This is a genomic window from Halonatronum saccharophilum DSM 13868 (assembly GCF_000517025.1).
GTDB classification, from domain to species: domain Bacteria; phylum Bacillota; class Halanaerobiia; order Halobacteroidales; family Halobacteroidaceae; genus Halonatronum; species Halonatronum saccharophilum.
In genome coordinates this window covers 46,185-48,231 of sequence record NZ_KI912091.1, presented here as the reverse complement: position 1 = coordinate 48,231, position 2,047 = coordinate 46,185, and the positions used below count along the sequence as shown (strand labels likewise).

At 28.9% G+C, this 2,047-nt stretch carries 3 protein-coding genes; 1 reads left to right on the top strand and 2 read right to left on the bottom strand.

Features of this window, described 5'->3' with window-relative positions; all coding sequences use genetic code 11:
- Window positions 1-136: 136 nt before the first annotated feature.
- The gene (locus HALSAC_RS0100375; protein WP_156924117.1) at window positions 137-403 is read right to left on the bottom strand and encodes a hypothetical protein; all 267 of its coding nucleotides are present in this window, start codon (window positions 401-403) and stop codon (window positions 137-139) included.
- Between the two features lie 104 nt (window positions 404-507).
- Between HALSAC_RS0100375 and HALSAC_RS0100365 the strand changes: the two genes are divergently transcribed.
- Window positions 508-1,682, top strand: a protein-coding gene (locus tag HALSAC_RS0100365; RefSeq protein ID WP_156924116.1) for an IS3 family transposase whose coding sequence is annotated in 2 segments (ribosomal slippage) — window positions 508-781 and window positions 781-1,682 — 1,176 coding nt in all. Because the reading frame shifts where the segments join, the coding sequence is not laid out codon by codon here.
- A gap of 1 nt (window position 1,683) precedes the next feature.
- On the opposite strand, the gene HALSAC_RS0100360 is transcribed toward HALSAC_RS0100365, so the two are convergent.
- On the bottom strand, window positions 1,684-2,047 hold a 364-nt coding region (locus tag HALSAC_RS0100360; protein WP_169730073.1), incomplete at its 5' end, for a hypothetical protein.

The window sequence follows — 2,047 nt, the reverse complement described above, 5'->3', positions numbered from 1 at the left end:
TTTTGAAATTCAAAGATATAACCCCCTTTAAAATTAAAATTTAATGTTTTTTATAGCTTAGATTAATATTAAAAGTCTTATATTGTCAATTGAAATTGTATATTTTTACTTTTTTATTTATTCAAAGGTATTATTTTTAATCATCTATTGAATTATTTATATAGACAATTTTTAATTCAAATTCTGAATTTATATCTGGTGCTAAATCATTTATCATTATACCAGCAAACCACATTCCTCTATAAGTAGAACCTAAATTTAATGGTATAAATCCTTCTATCTTTTTCATATATTCATCATTAAAGATTAAATCAAATTTATCTATAAATTCTTTCTTGGTTTTAATTCTTTCTTGACTATCATTTACCCTTACTAATAATGGATAGGATACCACTTCTGCCACTTTAAACTTATTTCTATTTAAAATATCATTTCTTATAATCTTCCCCCTATTTGTTAGACAGTGAGTTAAGGTGTATAATAAAGTTATTCAAAGGGGGAATACACATGAGCAAACCTAAAATAAAACGTGATGAACAATTTAAACGTGATGCTGTTGAATTAAGTCTTAAATCTGATAAAAATTGTAAAGATATTGCTGAAGATTTAGGTGTTAGTTATAATGCACTAATTAGATGGCGTAAAGAGTATAGAGACAAGGGTAATTTAGCTTTCCCAGGCAATGGTAAACAAAATCTTTCTCCTGAAGAACAAGAGATTATAAAACTAAAAAAAGAACTAAAAATTGCAAAAGAAGAACGCGACATTTTAAAAAAGGCGGTAAGCATCTTCTCGAAGAAACCACAGTAAAATATGGTTTTATCCGAGATCACAGCAATGAATTTGCTGTGGAGAGGATGTGTAAAGTTTTAGAAGTATCTCGGTCAGGATATTACAAATGGTTAAAAAGAAAACCAAGTAAAAGAGAAGAAGAAAATGAAACTTTAAAATTTAAGGTAGCTCAAATATATTGGCAGAGCCGTGGGACTTATGGTAGCCCTAGAATCTACAAACAGCTTAAGAAAGAAGGCATTATATGCAATAAAAAACGAGTAGAAAGATTAATGAAAGTATTAGGATTAAAAGCTATACAAAAGCGTAAATTCAAAGTTACAACAAATTCTAATCATAACCTGCCAATAAAAGATAATATTCTTAACCGAGAATTTGATGTATCTCAAAAAAATAAAGTCTGGGTCTCAGACATCACATATATTCCTACTCAGGAAGGTTGGCTTTACCTTGCTGTCATAATAGATCTATATTCTCGTAAAGTTGTTGGTTGGTCAATGGATAGCACAATGAAAAAGAATCTTGTAATAAATGCTCTTAATATGACTCTAAACAATCGCCAAGTCTCAAGAGGACTTATATTTCATTCAGATCGAGGAAGTCAGTACGCTAGTATAGAATTTCAAGAACTATTAATTGAAAATGGATTTAAATCATCAATGAGTCGTAAGGGTAATTGCTGGGATAATGCAGTGTCAGAAAGCTTTTTTGGAACATTGAAAACAGAATTAATTCATCATAATAACTATATAACAAGAGCTCAAGCAAGAAGAGATATATTTGAATATATTGAAGTCTTTTACAATAGATTTAGAATGCACTCGACTTTAAATTATAAAAGTCCAGAAAAATACGAAAACGAGAGAAAAGCCACTAAACTTAGTGTCTAATTTAATGGGGGAACCTCATTAATTCATTCAAAAAATCCTCAACTTCTTCATTGGTTTTACTTGTGAAAGCAGCATATATTTTCTCCCTAGTTCCCCAAAACGATCCTCCTATATTTAAATTAAAATTGTACTCTTTTTCATCTATTAAACTAATCCACCTTCCTACAAACTCTCTATTAACAATTTCTCCTACAAACGTAGCAACCTCATTGCCTTCTTCATCTAGTTCAACTAATTTAAGTATTTTATCTTTAGTTACTTTACCTACTAATTTTATCTTACCCTGATATCTTGTATAAAAGTAATTCCCTACTAACTCTTCATCATTATCATAGTACAATATCATATTTATTTTATATTTATTA